The 17,990-nt window shown below is 65.9% G+C and carries 17 protein-coding genes, 2 tRNA genes and 2 pseudogenes; 12 read left to right on the forward strand and 9 right to left on the reverse strand.

The features are described 5' to 3' along the window. Nucleotides 1-816: 816 nt before the first annotated feature. The 3 genes and pseudogenes from JF886_RS16705 to JF886_RS00890 all read left to right on the forward strand — a co-directional run. Nucleotides 817-918: pseudogene (locus JF886_RS16705) on the forward strand (hypothetical protein); the annotation flags it as partial. Between the two features lie 371 nt (nt 919-1,289). Continuing rightward, nucleotides 1,290-1,856: a class I SAM-dependent methyltransferase gene (locus tag JF886_RS16710; protein WP_350340558.1), complete on the forward strand. Its 567-nt coding sequence runs from the start codon at nt 1,290-1,292 to the stop codon at nt 1,854-1,856. 69 nt (nt 1,857-1,925) lie between these two features. Further along, complete coding sequence (locus tag JF886_RS00890; RefSeq protein ID WP_337308672.1) at nt 1,926-2,303, forward strand: nuclear transport factor 2 family protein; 378 nt, start codon at nt 1,926-1,928, stop codon at nt 2,301-2,303. A 227-nt stretch (nt 2,304-2,530) separates the two neighbouring features. Here the strand turns inward: JF886_RS00890 and JF886_RS00895 are convergent, their stop codons facing one another. From JF886_RS00895 to JF886_RS00910, 4 genes are all read right to left on the reverse strand, one after another. After that, entirely contained in the window at nt 2,531-2,926 is a 396-nt protein-coding gene (locus tag JF886_RS00895; RefSeq protein ID WP_337308673.1) for a putative toxin-antitoxin system toxin component, PIN family, read from the reverse strand. A gap of 6 nt (nt 2,927-2,932) precedes the next feature. Next, nucleotides 2,933-3,190 carry a CopG family ribbon-helix-helix protein gene (locus JF886_RS00900; protein WP_337308674.1) on the reverse strand — a complete coding sequence of 86 codons (258 nt, stop codon included), beginning with the start codon at nt 3,188-3,190 and terminating at the stop codon, nt 2,933-2,935. A 55-nt stretch (nt 3,191-3,245) separates the two neighbouring features. Further along, on the reverse strand, nt 3,246-4,064 hold the full coding sequence (locus JF886_RS00905; protein WP_337308676.1) for an ERCC4 domain-containing protein: 819 nt from the start codon (nt 4,062-4,064) through the stop codon (nt 3,246-3,248). A gap of 528 nt (nt 4,065-4,592) precedes the next feature. Then, a complete protein-coding gene (locus JF886_RS00910) occupies nt 4,593-4,862 on the reverse strand; it encodes a hypothetical protein (RefSeq protein ID WP_337308678.1) in 270 nt (89 codons plus the stop codon). Here JF886_RS00910 and JF886_RS16715 point away from each other — a divergent pair. Further along, entirely contained in the window at nt 4,752-5,006 is a 255-nt protein-coding gene (locus tag JF886_RS16715; RefSeq protein WP_350340559.1) for a hypothetical protein, read from the forward strand. The genes JF886_RS00910 and JF886_RS16715 overlap by 111 nt on opposite strands. A gap of 372 nt (nt 5,007-5,378) precedes the next feature. Next, a tRNA-Gly gene (locus JF886_RS00915) sits at nt 5,379-5,493 on the forward strand. A gap of 53 nt (nt 5,494-5,546) precedes the next feature. On the opposite strand, the gene JF886_RS00920 is transcribed toward JF886_RS00915, so the two are convergent. From JF886_RS00920 to JF886_RS00935, 4 genes are read right to left on the reverse strand one after another with little or no spacing between them, the layout of a single operon-like run. Beyond that, nucleotides 5,547-6,185 carry a class F sortase gene (locus JF886_RS00920; RefSeq protein WP_337308680.1) on the reverse strand — a complete coding sequence of 213 codons (639 nt, stop codon included), beginning with the start codon at nt 6,183-6,185 and terminating at the stop codon, nt 5,547-5,549. Between the two features lie 52 nt (nt 6,186-6,237). Then, nucleotides 6,238-7,065 (reverse strand): DUF4397 domain-containing protein, encoded by an 828-nt coding sequence (locus JF886_RS00925; protein ID WP_337308682.1) that lies wholly within the window; start codon nt 7,063-7,065, stop codon nt 6,238-6,240. After that, nucleotides 7,065-8,126 carry a hypothetical protein gene (locus tag JF886_RS00930; protein ID WP_337308684.1) on the reverse strand — a complete coding sequence of 354 codons (1,062 nt, stop codon included), beginning with the start codon at nt 8,124-8,126 and terminating at the stop codon, nt 7,065-7,067. Before JF886_RS00930 ends, JF886_RS00925 begins: the two co-directional genes overlap by 1 nt. After that, nucleotides 8,123-9,625 (reverse strand): cellulose biosynthesis cyclic di-GMP-binding regulatory protein BcsB, encoded by a 1,503-nt coding sequence (locus tag JF886_RS00935; protein ID WP_337308686.1) that lies wholly within the window; start codon nt 9,623-9,625, stop codon nt 8,123-8,125. Before JF886_RS00935 ends, JF886_RS00930 begins: the two co-directional genes overlap by 4 nt. A 27-nt stretch (nt 9,626-9,652) precedes the next feature. Here JF886_RS00935 and JF886_RS00940 point away from each other — a divergent pair, with 27 nt between their 5' ends. Then, complete coding sequence (locus tag JF886_RS00940) at nt 9,653-9,892, forward strand: hypothetical protein (RefSeq protein WP_337308688.1); 240 nt, start codon at nt 9,653-9,655, stop codon at nt 9,890-9,892. 923 nt (nt 9,893-10,815) lie between these two features. After that, nucleotides 10,816-11,679: a proline iminopeptidase-family hydrolase gene (locus tag JF886_RS00945; RefSeq protein ID WP_337308690.1), complete on the forward strand. Its 864-nt coding sequence runs from the start codon at nt 10,816-10,818 to the stop codon at nt 11,677-11,679. A 252-nt stretch (nt 11,680-11,931) separates the two neighbouring features. Here the strand turns inward: JF886_RS00945 and JF886_RS00950 are convergent, their stop codons facing one another. Continuing rightward, a complete protein-coding gene (locus JF886_RS00950) occupies nt 11,932-13,434 on the reverse strand; it encodes an APC family permease (protein ID WP_337308692.1) in 1,503 nt (500 codons plus the stop codon). Nucleotides 13,435-13,694: 260 nt separating this feature from the next. Between JF886_RS00950 and JF886_RS00955 the strand changes: the two genes are divergently transcribed. From JF886_RS00955 to JF886_RS00975, 5 genes and pseudogenes are all read left to right on the forward strand, one after another. Beyond that, entirely contained in the window at nt 13,695-14,366 is a 672-nt protein-coding gene (locus tag JF886_RS00955) for a hypothetical protein (RefSeq protein WP_337308694.1), read from the forward strand. A 146-nt stretch (nt 14,367-14,512) separates the two neighbouring features. Continuing rightward, nucleotides 14,513-15,448 carry a ketopantoate reductase family protein gene (locus JF886_RS00960; RefSeq protein ID WP_337308696.1) on the forward strand — a complete coding sequence of 312 codons (936 nt, stop codon included), beginning with the start codon at nt 14,513-14,515 and terminating at the stop codon, nt 15,446-15,448. Between the two features lie 635 nt (nt 15,449-16,083). After that, nucleotides 16,084-16,808 (forward strand): annotated as a pseudogene (locus tag JF886_RS00965) (VOC family protein). Between the two features lie 309 nt (nt 16,809-17,117). Further along, nucleotides 17,118-17,223 (forward strand) — tRNA-Gly (locus tag JF886_RS00970). A gap of 267 nt (nt 17,224-17,490) precedes the next feature. Continuing rightward, on the forward strand, nt 17,491-17,802 hold the full coding sequence (locus JF886_RS00975) for a hypothetical protein (protein ID WP_337308698.1): 312 nt from the start codon (nt 17,491-17,493) through the stop codon (nt 17,800-17,802). The last annotated feature ends 188 nt before the right edge of the window (nt 17,803-17,990 follow it).

Consider the following 17,990-nt stretch of genomic DNA (forward strand, 5'->3'; position numbering starts at 1 on the left):
CAGCCAGCAGTCCATGGCTCGCTTGCTGCATCCCGACGGACCGCCGTTGCTTACCAACCCGCTCACGGAGGGGCTCGCCGCGTAACTCACCGACGTTGTGAGAACTCCAGCGAATTCACACCACTACAGGGGACTTGACCCTCACTCCTGAAGTTGACTGCGGCCGGGCTGATCTCCTCGAGCAGGCGGCGACGTCATCGGGCAGCGCCAAGATCGGCACGCTGGCGTACCGTCAGCGTTCACGGTCCGGCGGCCTGCTGCTCCGGTTCTACCGCCCTCCTCCACCGTTCCCCTGTTTTGTTGCCAGCGTGGAACGCCGTGTGGTCTGTGTGGCTTGCCGCGTGGTCAGCGTGCAACGCCGTGGAGATTGGGGGTAAGTAGTGGTCTGGAGGGCATTTTCGACCCCTCTCGAATACAAATTTGAACCGCTACCTTGCCAAGGTAAGGGTCGCCGGTTCGAGCCCGGTCTCCCGCTGTCAGCGGCTGATTCGAAGACGGAATCGCACTGCTGCGGCCGGGGTCCAGTGCCTGGCTTCTCGCCGAAAGTAGCGGCCTCGAAAGTTCGAAGTCCACTACCCAGGCAAAGTGTGCTTACGGTCTTCCCAGGCGAGGATCAGCTGGCTCACGCCGGGGCGGCTAATCCCGTGCTCACTCACACGTGCGCCCAGGGCGACAGCAGCGACGTTCTCGAGCCTCTTGGGTCATGCTCCCCAGTGGGATAATCGCCGCCCACCCCGCTTCCGACCACGAGAAAGGGAAGAAACGATGGCCGATGACCAGCCGAGATGGCTCGCGCACCTGTTCGGCTGGTACGCGATGACGTTGCTCGGCCTCGGCGCCCGCACCGGGCTCCTGGATGCCGTTCTCAGGGCTCCCGGCACCGCCGATGAGATTGGTGATCGAGCAAATGCCGACAGGCGAAATGCGCTCGAATGGTTGCGTGCAATGGTGGCCGCAGGGCACCTGACTTTTGACGGCACACGCTTCGCGGTTGCCGACGAAACTGGCTTTGTCTTCGGCTCCGGCTTCCCTGTCGACGCGCGCGCCGTGGTTGACTTCGTGGATCGCACCGGCGCGATCCTTCCCGAGGTTGCCGAGGCCGTCCATACCGGAGAGGGCATACCCCCTCGACGCTTCCATGAGGTGTACGGCGACTCTGTTGGTCGCGTCAACACCCCGACCTATGCCGCCGCACTCATCGCGGAGTGGATCGGGTTCGTACCTGGGCTCACCGAACGACCGCCGGCGGTGGGAGGATCGCCGACCTTGCCAGCGGCAACGGTGACGTCGTGCTCATCCTGGCGAAGGCCTTCCCCAACGGGGAGATTACCGGGTACGATCTCGACCCGGCGCTCACCGAGGGGACGATTGCGCGGGCGGCCAACGAGGGCCTCGCCAATGTGCAGGCGATGGCGGTGTCGGCTGATGAGTTGCCAGAACAAGGCGGCTACGACCTGATCACCTGCCTCGACTCGTTCCACCACTTCGGTGACCCGGCGGCGGTCGCGAGGAGCGCCCACCGCGGGCTCGGCGATGGGGGTGTCTTTTTGGTGGCCGAGAGCGCGACCTCCGGTGACCTTGCCCAGGATGCGCAGAAACCCGTTCTCCCTCATTACCTACGGCGCTGGTCTCCTCTACTGCCTGCAGGAGAATCTTGCGGGTGGAGGGAGCGGTATATCCGGTGGAGACGGGCCGTCCTGGGTCCTCGCGGCGCTAACGGAGGGAGGATTTGCCAACGTGACGACGCACGACTCCCAGACTGGCTATCGCATTTTCGTCGCGACGAAGTAGTGTCCTGTCGCTCAGATTCACAGCAAGGTCGCTCGATGCCGGCCAGGTACGGTACTTCTCGTTAAGCGCTCGTGCCCGTGGCGGCCACCCAGCAGCGAGAGAGACAATGGCGACGCGATGAGGAGGGTCGCGCCTTGCAGACGAACCCAGCGGTCACTGTTGAAACCTTGCAGGCGCTACTTGGCGCCTTCAATCGCCATGATCTCGACGCTGTTATGGAGTTTTTCTCCGATGACCCGGTGCTGGAGATGCCACGTGGCTCCTGGCCATGGGGCACACGGGCCAAGGGTCGCGACGACGTTCGCCGCTTACTGGGCACTCGATTCGCGGGCATCCCCGACGCTCATTGGGGACAGGACGGGCACTTTGTCTGCGGGAATCGGGGCGTATCCGAGTGGACCCTTTCGGGAACGGCGGGTGAAGAGAAGATCGAGGTGCGCGGCTGCGATCTGTTCGAGTTCGCGAATGGAAGGATATGCCGCAAGGACTCCTACTGGAAGATCGTCGAGTAGCCCTTCACCGGACACGGGCGCAGCCACGTTCGGCCCGGGCTGACAAGGCTCTGGGCGTGGCCCGCTGTGACGGACACTTTTCTCAGCCCGGGCACGCAGCGGTGTGGCGGATCTCGTAGGCTGCCGGACATCTCCGGTGGCGCTGACGTCCGCCATCAACGCGGCGGCGGACGCTGGATTCGGCGACACGGCTGCCGGTGGCAGGCAACGGCAGTTGGTGCGCCAGTTCATTCGCGCGGCCGCACATCGTCGAATTTGGCGACTGTCATGATCGCCACTCCTTCAAAGATGCCGAGAGCAAGCAGGTCGACGTCGCCAGTGACAATCACATCGGCTCGCCCGACCACGGCAATGGCGAGCACCTGGTTGTCGTCGGGATCGCGGCACACGTCTGGCACCTCGCGCGGAGCCACGTGGTCGGCAAGCGCCTCGAGCTCACCGCGCACAGCGATGGCACGCGCAGCATCCCACGCGAATGTTTCGACAAGCACCGCTTCAAGCTCACTGAGGATCGCCGGTCCGATCACCAGCCGATGGCCGCCGCGGAGAACTGACTCAAAGACGCGTCGGGGCCGGCCCCCGAAGTGCAGCGCCGACACCAAAACGTTGGTGTCGAGGACCACTCGCACTCAGTGGACAGTCCGACCGCGAGCGCGTCGGCGCTTCTTGACCGCCTCCATCACTGACCCTTCGGTGAGCGACGTCGCGCCCACGTGGGCCTCGCCGTATGCAAATGCCTGATCCCAGCGGCGGCGGCGCTCCGCGTACTGTCGGAATGCCTGCCGCAGGAGCTCGCTGCGGGTCATCCCTTCCGCATCGGCAAGACGATCCACCTCGGAGGCAAGGTCGGGGGGCAGGGAAATCGTCACCGTTCCAGTGGTTCGCATAAGATCAAGGATAACACCAAGTCTTACTGGGCAGCCTGCCCACCATCAACGCCAGTCAGGTCGGTGCGCTCTCGGCACCCACGTCGCCAGCCGAGCCATCTCCGGCAAGGGCACCGAAGTACCGGTAGGTCCACTCCTCGGCGAAGCGCCGCGAACCGGCGAAGATGATCGGCACCTCCGGGTAACGCGCAGCCAGACGCCCGAGCATGTCCGCCAGCCAAGAGCCACGGCCCGGTTGGGTCCGGAAGAGATCCGGATAGCTTGCCTCGACGACGACCGCGGCGTGCCCGGCCTCACCGAGTCGTTGCAACTGGTAGACCAAGCTGCCGTCCGAGAGCGATGTCGCGAGGTTCTCCATCGTCTTGCGTTCGACCACGCCGAGAATCGCCCCCGCGGCCATCGCCGCGTAGTCGCCCGCCGGCAGCGCGCGGCGCTCGAGCTCCACCGACCGTCCCGCAAACCGCCAGCCGTACTTCTCGCGGGTGTCGACAGCAATCAACAACCTTCCCGGCGCCCGGCCGCGCGGCACGCGCGCCCCGGGGTTGGCCGCTTGCACGGTCTTCTGCGTCTGCCACCAGACCGCCGGCCGCCCACGCGCGGTGGTGAAGATGAACTGGGAGCGAGCCAGCCGCGGCCGGTCGAGGACGAGGTCAATGGCGGCACCACGGCGGCGGCAGAGGAGGACAGCCGCGTCGTCGACGAGCCCGGCGCTATCCGTCCAGGCGCTACCGTCCTGCGCGCAGAAGACGCGCGCTGCTCGCGGCCACATCTCTCGGGCTTTCAGCACCACGCCGCCCTCGAGCGGCAGCCAGACCAGGTATGGCAGGCGGCTGGCGTCGTCGGGATTGCGGGCGACCCGGAAGCGTGCCTCCATCCAGGTCATTTTGACGCGGTGGCTGAACCCCAGCCGGCGATCCCGCTTGCCGATTTCTCGTGGTCACCGTGGAGCGCCGTGGGTGAACCGCCCCGGGTAAGTTGGAGACTCTGGGCCGTCCGCGGTTCCACGCTGTTTACGTCTACGTCGGATTGCGCTGAACCGCCCCGGGTTTCAGGGAGACTCGGTTTATTGACTCCCAGCCATGGCACCGGGCGTGACTGCTGGTAGTAGGCCCGGCATAGCCGCACGGCGAGTGGTATATACCCGTGATGTATACTGAGCGCTCGTGGGACCGGGGCGCCAGGCGATTTGGGACCAGTACAACCGTAAGCATCTTTTCGTCGATCACGCCGACCGTGGCATCACGGAGGCTCAGGTGTCGTACGTGGTGGAGAATGCCAGGGATGACAACGTTGCTTCGGATCCAAAGCATGGGACGACCATCGCGCTGTGTCGCGTCGGACGGAGAGTTTTGTCAGTGGCGTGGGTCGCCCGATCACGAGGCGGTTGCTACCCGGTTCACGCTCACTGGGCTGGCAGGCGCGAGAGGAAGAGCCTGAAATGAGGAGCACCAGCTTTCCCGACCCATACGAGGGCATGACCTCTGACGAGCTCGACCGTCACTTTACGACCGTCCTTACCGACCACCGTGAGCGCCAGCAAGCGATCTCCATCCGTTTCCCCGTGGAGCTTCTGACGGCGATCCGCAGCTTGGCGCGCGAGCATGGGGTTGCATACCAGACACTGATCAAGCAACTCCTGGAGCGCGACGTTGAGCATCTGCGGGCGCGCCACCCTGCATCTCGACGGACAACCGGAGCGCGTGCGACAAGCAATCGGAGACTGACGACGGGCAATCCACCGACCTCAGCCGACCGGCCCAGCGCGCCGTCAGCCGCAGGACCATCTCGAACCGGCAAGCGAAAGGTGGGCGTGTGATCCGCAAGCCCCGTGCGGCCGTGGGGCCATTCAGGCGAGGAGCAACGCCATGAGTGGACATCACCCCTATCCCGCTCTGGCGGCGAAGCTGACTGCCACGTCCGAGGGTCGCGTCGCAGTTGACCAGTGGCGCCGGCAGATGGAGTCTGCCGTGAGCCTCAGCCCACCTGCGAAAGCAGCGGACCACACTCGGGCCGAAGCAGCTTCCGACCCGCTGCCACTGCATCCCGATGAGGAATGATCGGCGTCAATAATCGAGCGACGGAGCTCACAGAGCACCATTGCCCCCCTGCATAGGAATCTCGTTATATGAGGCCAGCGTGGACGCCCGTGTGGTCAGCGTGGATCCCAGTGCGGCCAGCGTCGCGTCCCGTGGAAGTTGAGGGTAAGTAGTGGTTTAGAAGCCGGTTTTGGTCCCTTCTGAATACAGAATTAGAACGGTACCTTGCCAAGGTAAGGGTCGCGAGTTCGAGCCTCGTCTCCCGCTGTCAGTCTCTCCGGGCTAACAGACCTACAAAGCCACAGCAGCCGTCAGGTTGATCATCCGGCGTCGGCGAACACGACCACGTTGTCCCGGTACTTGTGTGTGGACCAGTCGAAGGTGCCGCCACACGTGATCAACCGAAGCACCGAGCCCGGCGTGGGTCCGTACACCTCCGCTGTGGGGAAGGCGGCGCGGGTGAATTCGTCAACTTTGGTAACGCGATAGTTGAGCTGCGAGCCGTCCTGTCGTGCGATCAGGATCGCGTCCCCCGGCTTCAGCGTCGCGAGCCTCCAGAACACGGCCGGACCGGTGTTGGAGTCGAGGTGACCCACGATCACGGCTGGTCCTTGCTGCCCAGGCGCCGGCCCATCCATGTACCACGCCGGTTGGTTCCAATCCGACGGTACCGCGACGGTGCCGTCGGGTTGCAGACCGACCTGGCCCAAGCTGGCATCGACTCTGATCGCCGGGATCTGAACGCGCACCGGAGGCGACACCCTCGCGGCCACCGCCCACACGCCGGGAGGACCACCGCCGGAGTCGGCCGGCACGAGCAACGGCGTCGCCAGCGGCATGTCGGCTCCCGCAGGCCGAAGCGCGGCGCCAACTCCCACCGGGGACGGTGGACCTGGACCGGACTGTGCGAGCTCGCTCGCGAAGGTGCCAACGAGGAGCACGGCCCCCCCGGCCAGCACCGTCGCAAATGTGCCAGGCACAGTCACCCCGAAGCGACGCACGGTTCGGGGCTTAGCTGGCGTGGCCACTCGATCTGCGGATGGCGGTCACCACGAGGAGGAGCAGCGCCGCCGCGATGAGTCCTGCAGCGGCCAGCCCACCGGGTGCCGATGGACGGGGGGCAAGCCCGCCGCCTCCGGTGTTGGCTCCCCCGACGGGCGCGCGTGCGGAGCTAGCATCGGCAATCTGGAGCAGTTCGACTGGGGCGCCCACTCCCCCGATGCCCGTCTCAGAATGGATGGTGTCGCTGGCGACCACCACGCTTGGAGCGGTGAAGAGGACCTGGGTGGTGCCGGTCGCGACCAATTGCAGGTCATAGGTGCCGGACGGAAGGGACTTGTAGGCGGACGCCTGTAGGAACGAGATATTGGAGAAGAGAATCGGACCGCCCTTGACCACGACATCGACGGCGGGCACGTCGGGTGCCATGTGGATGAACCGAGCCACCGCCTGGCCGCCGCTTGGAGCGGCGAACTGGTCTTGAAACGCGGTCGCCTGTAGCTGGCCGAAACGACCGCCGATCGCGACCGTGTAGTAGGCACCGGCGGAGAACGCCTGGCTCACCTGTGCCCACGGAGCGGTGGTGGACGCGGAGCCGGCTGGCCGCACAGCGACGGTGTGTGCGCCCACAGTCACCGCGATGTACGCCGAAACCGTCTTGTAGCTCACGTTGGACAGAGTTCGGACCGCGTCGATGTAAACGTCAGCGGCGGTTGCGTCCGGGGACACGTAGGCGACCCTCACGAGGGACTGTTCGGCGGCGGCAGCGGAATCGACTCCACCCGCCGTCGCGACAAGGGCGCACATGGCCACCACCGGAAGCACCTTGAGCAGTCGCATCAGCTTCCTCCTCTCGCCTCAGGCGATGACACGCGGGCGGCGTCGGGCCGCCCTGTCAACTGCACTTCCACGTCCGTCGCCTCCGATTCCTCCACGGAATCCGCTGCCGATTCCAGGACGAGCACCACTGACTCCAATGACCGCTGGAACTGCCTGCGCGCTGTGTCCTCCAGTCGATGCACCAGGGCGTGTGCCTGCGGGTCGTCCGCCCCGGGGAGAAGCATCATAACGTTGCCGCCCTCGTCACTTTTCACCACGGCAGCGTCCCGCCACCAGCCCAGCTCCTCGCCCACCATGTCGGCCAGGCGGTCGACGGTCACGGCAGGCGCGGCGGCCTCTTCCGGGTTGACCCTCAGGCTCACCCTGACCAACGCGGCCGACCGAGTCGCCGCCGGGGTCTCGCGGCCGTTGCGGTCGGTGATCCCGGGCTCGGTCAGCGTCGTGGGCGACAAACGGTAGTCCACCAAACGAAACCCTGCCTCGTGTGCCGTCCGGAGGATCGACAGGGGGAAGGCGTCGACGACGTATCCCTCGTCGCTGGCCTGGCCAGCCGGAACAGCCAAGACAGGTGGAGGAGCCGGCGACGGAACATCGAGAATGTGAACGGCGTTCTCGGCGACGGGAGGCGCCGGCACACCCTCTTGGAGCTGTGGTTGGGACGCCCGTTGCGCTCCGCCCACCCCACTGAGGCCATGTCGGACAAGCCCCGCCACGGGGAGGATGATCAGGAGTGCGGCGACACCGAGGACGGTTGGGAACCACGTCGCACCCGCCCCGCGGAGAAACGCGGGCAGGTCAAGCCCGCCTGAGCCGGTCCCGAAGTCCACCCCGATCGGCTGCTCGACGGCTGCCAGCTGCACGAACAGGAAGGCTGCCGAGGCCAGCGCCGTCGCGACGAGGGCCGCACGGAGGCCGAAGGAGATCATGACCACAGAAACGAGTGCCATGGCGGGCAACAGGAGGGATACGGAAACAGGCGCGCCGAAGAGGTACGCCGCGGCCGCCGCCAGGCAACCGAGCAGGGCGAGCATGGCTGTGACACGCATGCGCAGAGCCGTCACCGTGCCCATCTCCAACGGCGTCCCACCTCCACCGCCAGGACTCCGAGGAGCAGGAACCCGACAACCAGGGGGAGCAGCTGCGCAAGCGCGATCGTGAATGGCTCCACATCCAGTCCGGGATTGCTGCCTAGCACGTTGCGGGCCTGTCCGTTGAGCCGAACAACCGCGAGGTGACCGCTCAGCTGCGGATCCGCCAGGGCCACGCCCGTCGCGACCAGGGTCAGTGGGTCACCACCGACCCACAGAGCAGGTACCCCACCCGGGAGAGCCACTTGCGCGATCCAGCCGGAGTGGCTGTCTGGCCCGGCTGGCGGCGAGATCACCTCGGTGCGAAAAGCCCCGCTGCGCAGGCGGAGCGCCTGACCGGCCGGCCCTCCGATCACGATCACGCTGTGAGCGTTGCGCGGCAACAACCCGTCTCTGTCCAGGATGACCACGCCGAGCGGAGCGGGGGCCACCACGGCTCGCGAACCAAGGGCCGCCATCGCCGAAGCCGCTCCGGCAAGGGTTGTCGGCTGCAGGTCGGCGAGCACGACCGTAGGCATCGTGCCCGGCGGAGCGTTAAGGAACGGGTCAGGGAGTTGGTCGAGCGAAGAAGCGCTCTGTGACTGCAGCGGGCGAGAATTCGAGAGCTCGGCATCCAGCCGCACCTCGTCCGCGCCCTCGGGAAGATGAAGATTCACGGTGACGGCGTTCATGCCCGGGCGCAGCTCCGGGCGGATGTCCACCGCTCGACTCACCACGGCGCCGGTGACGGCGGCCGCCGGCGCAGGAACAGTGCGGCCGCTCACCTCGACCGTGAGCTCGGGCGCGCTGGCGCCGGCCGCACTCGAGTGTCCGGCGGACACCGTGAGCTTCACGGTTGCCGAGAAACCCCCTCCGATGGCCGGCTCGGGGACCGCGAACGCGATGAGATGGTCGCCGGCCCCGCGGATCGCCAAATTCCTCGGAAGCAGTGTTCCGAAGGGGACATCGGGGACCTCGATCGATCCAACGCTGGCCACGCTTGACACGACTGCCGCGTGACCCCTGGCGCCCAGCCGCGGGTCGAGAACCGCCGCCGCAGCCCGGGTCACCGCGCTGTCGCTGCCGCCGGTGACCAGGAGCATCGGACTGCGGCCGTCCCAGGGTGAGATGACCGCGGCGACGATGCCGTCGTCGGCTGAGATCGGCGCGGTTGCGCCTGGAGCGATCCAGCCTGCGCCCGCGGCCGTGAAGCCTGCCGCCGTCAGCAGGCTGACGCTACCTGGCAGGTCGGCGACGCGCCCCACCAGGAGGGCGGGAGAGTGTCCTGTCTGCAGCCACGAATCCTGCTGGACGGAAACGAGGGTGATGTGCAGCGTGGCCCCGCGCAGTCGCCTGCCGGCGTCAGCCACCAGTCGAAACGCGGCGCTCAGCTCCTGGTCGTCAGGGGCTGATGGGATGACTGCTCCCAGCTCGACTGGCCCCAGCGAACCGGCCAGCGAGCCGCCCAGCAACGAGTACGGGTAGGCCTCCATCGTTCCTGCGTCGGCTCCCAACTGGTAGTGCAGAGCAGTGTCCGCATCAATCCGCCCGAACAGCTCCGACGCGGCGGCGTGCGGCGCGGCGACAAGCGAGAAGTCGAACTCGACAAGATTCGGTTGGTCGGGGTGCAGCGCATCGTGGAGACCTGGAGCACGAAGACCGCGCCGGGCGCGGTCGAGGCCGTCAGCGCCGCATCGTCCAGCCGCTGTCCGTTCACCACCACCTGGACATTCGACGGGGCACTGACCAGCGGGCTGTGACCGAAAAAGATGCGCAGGTAGCTTCCCGACGCGGCTAGGCTAGCGACCGGCGGCGGGAAGCGGACATCGAGCGACGGCGAAGGACCGTGCACCACTTGGGACAGGAAGCCGAGGCTGCCCAGGCTGGTCTCCTCCGCTGCAGCAGGTGGCGTCAGGACGTTCGTCGCTGCCCGGGCGCCCAGCGGTGCAAGCATGGGAGCGAGCACGACACTGGCGAGCGCGACCGTCAGACATCGCCGCAGCACAGTTCTCTCCGATCGAACGACCGCCGTGTCAGGCCCTGGATCGGCCGCCCATCGATGTCATCCTACGCCGACCGCCGGGTGGAACAGGCCACCTCGATGGCCGACGCCGGCAGGCGTCGACAGCGGTCACACGCCCGGCGAAACGTCCTCCGCAACCTCGCCCGCACTGGCCTCCGTCTCGAGGCCATTTTCGAGCCCTCTCGAATACGGAATTGAGCCGCTACCTTGCCAAGGTAAGGGACGCCGGTTCGAGCCCGATCTCCCGCTCCAGCGGCTGATTCGAATACGAAACGCGCCGCTGCGGTCGGTCTTCGGCCCCTGGCTAATCGCCGAAAGTAGCGGTCCAGAAATTCCTAGACGCACTACCTAGGCACAGTGTGCTCACGGGCTACGTGCGGCTGCCGCGAGCCTTGTGGCCGCGGCTCCACACGCCCCCATGTGGCCTCCGCTCTTGATCTCCACGTACTACATAACCGGCATTCTGGGGCGCGATCGGACATAAGGCGGCACGTCGCGTTCGTGCGGTGTGGTGGCCGAGACGCAAGCGCCGAGCGTTCAGGCACCTGAGCGCACCTGCGAACGGCAACATTACAAGGGCCTCGGCTTGAAGTGGCGTAACCCGATTGGTCACGCAGAGGCCAACGACGGTTTGCTCTCAGCACCGAGCAGGAGGTTTCGATGGCTCGTAAAGGATTCATCAACGTACCGGGCGGCGATGTGTACTACCAGTCGGTGGGCGAGGGCGGCGTCCCCCTCCTTTGTGTTCACGGCGGCCCCGGTTTCACCTCCCACTACCTGGAGCCACTTACTGACCTCGGGGAGCGTCGCGAGGTCATCTTCTACGACCAACTCGGCTGTGGACGCTCTCAGCGACCCGGAGACGTGGCGCTCTGGACGGTCGCGCGGTTCGTGGAGGAGCTGGCGACCGTTCGCGAGGCGCTGGACCTGCCCCGGGTGCATCTGCTGGGCAGCTCGTGGGGAGGAATGCTGGCGATGCAGTACGTTCTCGACCGTCGTCCTGAGCTCGCGAGCCTCACCCTGGTGGGCAGCCCGGCGAGCATGCCCCGTTGGAGTGCCGAATGCGCCCAGTTGTTGAGCCTGCAGTCCACCGACGACCAAGAGACGATCAGACGCCACGAGGCCAGCGGGACCACCGACTGCCCGGAATATGCCGCCGCGATTCTCGGCTTCTACCGTGAGCACCTCTGCCGCCTCACTCCATGGCCCGACGGTCTGGAGCGGTCCTTCGCGGAGGCGGGTCTCGACGTGTACCACCACATGAACGGCCCCAGCGAGTTCTCCGTCACCGGCACCCTCGCTCGCTGGGACGTGACCGAGCGACTCGGCGAGATCGATGCGCCAACCCTCCTCATCGGCGGCGAGCACGATGAGTGCCGCCCCGAGCATCTGCGCGAGATGCAGCATCGCATCCCCGGGTCGAGGCTGGAGATCGTTCCGGACGCCTCACACCTCTGTTTCGCCGAGAAACGCGAGCACTTCATGGCGGTTGTCAACGAGTTCCTGGCCGGCGCTGATGACTGACGGCGCCGACCATCGCGCCAGCGTCGTGATGGGCTCGCACGCGGGGAGCTTCGAACTCCGCACCTCACACCGTGCGGTCAGGTTGCCACCAGGGAGTCGGTCGCCATGCTGTCGGCGCCCTCCAGCAGCGCCGGAGCGCGTTCGAGCGCCCGTGGGCGAACCGCGTTGAGAACGAGCGTGTAGATCACGCCGGCCGCGACCGGTCCGACGGTCGGTGCGCTTCAGGCCGGAACGCGACCACACGCGGGTCGGTCACGCGCGCACGGGCACGTCGCCGTCGACCGGATCCTCGTCCAGATGCACGCGCGACATCTCCGCAATCCTCGCCGGATGTCGGGACGCGAAATACCCAAGCAACCCAAATCCGATCAAAAGCCACACGCCGACGACGATTCCAGAGTACGAAGATGGCGCCGCTAGCGGCGCTATGAAGCTGAAGACCTGGATGCCGGCGGCTGCGAGAAGGGCGGGCACGAAGGCGACGATGCCGAGAATGGGAACAATGATGTGGAGCAAGGGGTTGAAGTCGCCACGGCGATGCCGCAGATAGTACCCGATGCAAGCGAGGTCGCAGGCGATGTACACCCCCACGACGACGAGCACAATGATGGTCGCATCGAAGACAAAGCCAGTGATCGGCCCGTACTTGAACCCGAGGATAAGGGGTACCGCGAGACCAATCACCCACTGCACGAGGACGGCCAGATACGGTGACTGGTATCGCGGGTGAATCGTGCTCAGGAAACGCGGCAGCATTCGGATACGCCCCAGCGCGAACGCCATGCGGGTGGAGACGTTCGAGCCGGCGTTCGCGTTGGCGATCGTCGAGTTCACGACGGCGAGGAAGACGAGAACCCAGAAGATTCCGTAGGACGCCTTGGCCACCCCCTGCCATGAGTCCGCCCCTGCGCCGGTGAAGTTGGTGAACTTGCCAGGGCCGTACGCGATGTCGATGGCGTATGTGGTGAAAATGTAGATGATGCCGATGCCGATGGTCGCTCCCACCACGGCGAGACGGATATTGCGCTTGGGGTTCACGGTCTCCTCAGCCAGCGGTGCAGCCGCTTCGAAACCGCTGAACGCTAGGACCGTGTATATCGAGCCGGCGATGATGCCGGTGAACCCCTTATACGCGTCCGGCGTGTGCGAAGTGCCGAACACGCTGAGGTCGTTGTGTGAACCAGCATTGATGACGAAGAGGATCGACAGAATGACGAAGACGGCAATCTCAAAGGCCCCGAGGACGGTGCCCAGCCTAGCCGAGAACCTGATGCCCCGGTAGCCGGCGAAGAGCACAATGAGCGAACCCAGGATGACCCATGGCCACCAGAGGTCAGCTGACACCGACGGCCACTGCGAGTTCAGAGTTGCGGCGACAGTGAACCCGAGTTGGAGGAACAGCAACGGAGGCACCAGCAGCTCGACAAATAGATATCCCCACCCGACCAGAAAGCCCACTCCCGGGTGAAGTCCTTGAGCCGTGTACGTGGCAACGCTGCCCGCCGCGGGGATGTGCCGGGCCAGCTCGCCGATCGCGATGGCTGTGAACAAACACGCGATCAGCGCCAGTACGACGGCGAGAGGCAGGGACCCTCCCGCATACGCCGCTCCGGCGGGGATAGACGCGGCGATAGCGGCGCCGGGCGCCATGGCGGTGATGCTCTGGAAGAGCACCTCGCGAAGGCCGATCGCTCCGTGACGAAGCCCGGGCCGGTCACCAGTACCCACCACGTTACCTCGGCTTACCTGGTCCACCGCGCCTCCTCGTCACTAACGGCTTCGGCTGTCGGCGGCACTCTAGCGCCGATCGGCCGATCCGACAATCAACGAACCCAGCCCGTCGGAGACGCCAGCCATCCCAACGACGGTCCGCGGGTCGCCTCGACGGCCTTCCCCGCGATGACACTTGCCGCGCAGACACCCATGACCTTCGGCACTGGTCACGGCGTACTGACTTCGCAACACTGTCGGTGGAAGGACTCCTTGAAAGCCCTTACAACCCGCAGGTGACGCAGATGCCCACGACACTCGACCGACCGACCTCCTCTCCGGTCACTCTTGACCGACCGACCACGACCGTGCTTCCAGCGGCCATTGCCCTGAACGGGACCTCCGTGAAGCCCGTGCAGAAGCCGTCCCACGACAGCGGGTCTGTGCTCAGCGAACGGACCCGTCTGATCGCGCGCATCGGCCTCCTCGGTGTGCGTCTCGCGATCGGGTTTGAGTTCCTCTGGGCCTTCTTCGACAAGACCTTTGGACTCGGCTACTCCACACCCACCGCACACGCCTGGATCAACGGCGGATCACCGACCAAGGGCTTCCTGTCGGGCGTCGCGTCCGGACCGCTGCAGGGCGTCTATAACGCCATCGCCGGCGCACCGGTGGTCGACTGGCTCTTCATGCTTGGTTTCCTCGGTGTCGGCGTGGCCCTCATCCTCGGCGTGGCGCTGCGTCCAGCGGCGATTGCCGGCGCAACCATGCTGCTGCTCATGTACGTGGCCGCGTGGCCGTTCGCAACAGTGAGCGGCGGTCAGCCCACGGGCTCGACCAACCCGATCATCGACGAGCACATCGTCAACACCATGGCGCTCCTCGCCGTCGCCGCCTTCGCAGCATGGAGCATCGGCCCGATCAGCCGCCGCTGGTCCGCCCTGAGCGCGGTTCGCTCGCACTCCTGGCTCCGCTAGCCATCCGTAACGTCAGTGATCCAGGCCGCACAACGCGGCCTGGATCTCGACTTGCCTCGAACCTCGCGCGGTGAAGATACTGGTCTTCGGCGCCGGCGTCATCGGCACCGTGTACGCGGGCAAATTGATCGACGCCGGTCCATGAGGTGACGTTGCTGGCCCGGGGGCAACGACTCATCGAGCTTCAGAGCTTCGGGCTGGTGCTCGAAGACGCGGAGAGCGGCGAGCGCATGGAGCTCCCGGTGGCGGCGGTGAGCACACCGGACGCTACCGAGTGTTACGACGTGGTGCTCGTCGCGGTGCGCTCGGAGCAGCTCTCATCAACGCTGCCGATGCTGACGGCCATGACGGACGGATCGGATGTGGTCTTCTTCGGCAACACGCAGGGCCGCAGCGCCCAGTTGGTCCACGAGCTGGGCAGCCGCGCCATGTTCGGCTTCCCTGCCGCCGGCGGGACCCAGGAGGGTCATGTGGTCAGATATGTATTGATCAGCCAGCAGAAGACGATGCTCGGAGAAGCCAGCGGAGAGCCGTCCGCTCGGGCTCGTACCCTGCAGAGAACATTGGAGGGGGCAGGATTCTCCGTCGCCATCAGTCCCCACCTCGACAGGTGGCTCCTGGCCCATGCGGCCTTCGTTGTGCCAATTGCATTCGCGCTGTACGGCCATGACACCAACGCGTTGCGGCTGGCCGCCGACCGCAGCGGTGTGCGCACCATGGTTCGAGCCACACGTGAGGGCTTCCGCGCGCTGCGTGCAGCCGGCAATGCCGCGATCCCCACCAATCTCAGGATTCTCTACCTCTGGATGCCGGAGACGTTCGCTGCGCGTTACTGGCAGAAGGTGCTGCGGACGCCGCGCGGCGAGCTCTGGTTCGCCGCCCACAGCCGAGCGGCTCCCGAGGAGATGCGATCGCTCGCCGACAATCTCCTCGCTGAGGTTCCTCGCACCGGTCGCGCCCCGCGCCCACACTGGAGCGGCTGTTGCTCGGCTAACGCCCTGGTGCGCCGGTGTCACTGCCGGTCAGCAGATGGATCGTGGGTCGGTTTCAGCGAGCGTGGCCGAGCAAGCCCAGCGAGTTAGCACGGAAGAGCTTCCTGCACCCAGCGCACTTGAACCGGGCGCGCAGGGCCTCCGTGACCGCAGCGTCCGAATCGATGTGATGGTCCATCGGGAAGGACAGAGCGATGAGGCGCGCGTCGCCGCAGGCTGGGCGTGGATCGCGAGTGGAGACCGTAACCCGCAGCACCGGTCAGGCCTTGCGCCAGTAGCCTCCTCGTGCCGTCGGCACCTGCCGGAGGCCTCGGGCGGCAGTGCGCTACGAACCGTCAGCCGCGCACGTCGTCAGAGTCCGGTACCGCCTGGCCGAGGAGCTCGGCGGTGCGCCGGTCAGCCGGGACGAAGGACCCAACGCTCGGATACGGGTCGTGTCCGTCCGGAACAAGTTGGACCGCATCGTGGTGGAAAATCACCCAGAACCCCCGGGAGACCTTCCTCGACAAGATCATCGGCCTCGTCGAGTCGCGTCGCGGCAGAAGACGCCGAACGAAATCGCCCTCAACATCCTGCTGGCCGGCCTGACCATGCGCATGGACATGCCGGCCATGCCAAGTGGATAATCGATCAGGTGAGTCTGGTGAGCGCGAACCCGTCGGAGAACGGTGAAGGCTAGCGCGACTCCACTCGATGATTTAGCCGACCGGATAGGTAAGAACGGGATGACTTCACGACTCGACGCCCTGTGCTTCGACGCGAATGATCCGGGCCGCCTTGCGCGCTTCTGGGCGGAGGCGCTGCGCTGGGAGATCCACGACGAGACCCCTGACGAGATCGGTCTCGTGCCACCGGATGCACCAGATTCCGAATTCTCTTCGAGCCGGTGGCGGACAAGAAGACGGGCCAGAATCGGAACCATCTCGATCTTACGACAACGTCCATGGATGACCAAAACGAAACGGTCCGACGGTTGGTCGAGCTTGGCGCCCACCACATCGATATCGGTCAGGGCTCAGACGAACCTCATGTCGTGCTCGCCGACCCCGAAGGCAACGAGCTCTGCATCATCGAGCCGACCAATAGCTTCCTGGCTGACTGCGGACGCCTCGGAGCGATCAACTGCGACGGTTCGAGAGAGGCCGGGTACTTCTGGAGTGCCGCTCTCGGATGGCCGTTGGTCTGGGATCAAGACGGAGAAACCGCGATCCGCGCGCCGGACCGCACCGGGCCGATCATCACCTGGAGTGGTCCGCCGCTCATACCGAAGTTCGGGAAAAACCGACTTCATCTCGACATCGCCCCGTCCGCCCACGAGGATCAACGAGCGGAGGTAGACCGCCTAGTCTCGCTTGGGGCTACTCGGATCGACATCGGGCAAGGCGATGTCAGTTGGGTGGTCATGGCCGATCCCGATGGCAACGAGTTCTGCGTGTTGACGCCCCGGTAGGCACGACGGTCGCCGGATCCGATCTGCCGATCTGGGCGTTTACGAAGCCACCGGGCCATTTTGCAGACACCACAAGAGGGATTCGAATTCTCGCCCCCGTCGCGCGCAATACCTCGCGTTGCGTATTCGGGCGATGGCGGCATCACCTGACGGCTGTGCCGAACCTCCCCCGCGCGACGTTGCCGGAGGGTACCGCCAGTCGGACTCTCGATAGTGGACCTGCCTGTTGCGCCGATTTGCTGCTGGCGGGAACGCGGTGTGGTCAGATTGGACCGCCGCCGGGCCGGGGTGGAGCCCCGTGGAAAGTGGGCGGAAGTAGTGTCGGAAGGGCATTTTCGACCCGTCCCTAATACAAGTTTGAGCCCTTACCTTGCCAAGGTAAGGGTCGCCGGTTCGAGCCCGGTCTCCCGCTCCAGTTTTGCGCTGAGCTCAATTCGCATACCAGTGGAGCCCCGTGGCCCGTCCCCGGGTCTGCGCGGATCCCCGGGGAATCGGCGGAATAGGGCGGACTCATGGAAGCTATCCGAGCCGCGCCTGAGATGGCCGCAACCTTCGGAATTGGCTGCCGGACAAGCGCCTCACCTGCTACTGGCGCCAGCTCTTGTACTGGGCGGCGCCCGCAGCTACATTTGGCTGAGCGCATGGGCGAGACTCCGTTCCTGGGCGCAGAGGAGGAACGCGGATGTCTCGGGGAGTAGCTAGCGGCGATCGGCCGGTTCGCCCTCCGCGCGGACGCAGTCGGTGGACGTCATTTGTCGCGGCTGACGCGTCGCCGGGCAAGGTCGCGCGCGAGTTGCACGAGTCCGCCAATCCCAGCCACCGTCTCCGCGTCGAGCATGACCAGTACACCCTGTTGATCCACCTCAGCGACGAGGACGGCAAGCGCTGGATGACGATCGCCGTTGATCGAGCGACCCGCCAGTGGGCGGTGGCGCAGGACACGCGCCAGGCTGACACCGCTCAAGCGGCGTACGACAACCTCTATGCGCAGTAGCGCACCTACCGTCACGGCTTCGCATCTCGTCCACTAACCCATGGAGTACTAGCAGGGAGCTGAAAAAGCCCTTGAGCTGGCTCCGCTGCACGGATTTGTGACATCTGGCGGCCCGGGTCCGGGGTCGAAGCTGGGCGATCAGGCCAGCGGCGGGGGCGTCGCCGACACTCACCACCCTCGTCAGGCCA

The sequence above is a fragment of the Candidatus Aeolococcus gillhamiae genome (assembly GCF_016464765.1).
GTDB classification, from domain to species: Bacteria; Chloroflexota; Dormibacteria; order Aeolococcales; family Aeolococcaceae; genus Aeolococcus; species Aeolococcus gillhamiae.